The following is a 389-nucleotide window of genomic DNA, read 5'->3' on the forward strand; positions in this document are numbered from 1 at the left end:
ATTTATTCCAAAGTGATTATATTTTTAAAGATTTTGTATAAGATTTATTTAAATTAAGAGTATCTTATCCTAAAGATAATCCTATGAATTATGTATGTAAACTTATAATGAATAGTTTATATGGGAGATTCGGTATGAGATTAATTAATAATAGACAGAAATTTTTAAGTAAGGAAGATTTATTTAAATTAACTGAAAATACTAATTGTGAAATAGAAGATTTTCTAGATTTAGATTAATATGGATTTTTTGTAAATTATACTTTAGGAACACAAAATAAAGAACATAAAGTTTGTGTAGCTATAGCTTCCGCTGTAACAGCATACGGGAGAGTAGCGATGTCTAAATTAAATAATAAAAATTTAATATTATTATATTCGGATACAGAC

At 22.9% G+C, this 389-nt stretch carries 1 pseudogene; it reads left to right on the forward strand.

What is annotated here, in order from left to right:
* Positions 1-59: 59 nt before the first annotated feature.
* A pseudogene (locus ACLJNW_RS23420) lies at positions 60-239 on the forward strand (DNA polymerase); the annotation flags it as partial.
* Between the last annotated feature and the right edge of the window lie 150 nt (positions 240-389).

This window comes from Salmonella sp. SAL4457 (assembly GCF_046548235.1).
GTDB classification, from domain to species: domain Bacteria; phylum Pseudomonadota; class Gammaproteobacteria; order Enterobacterales; family Enterobacteriaceae; genus Salmonella; species Salmonella enterica.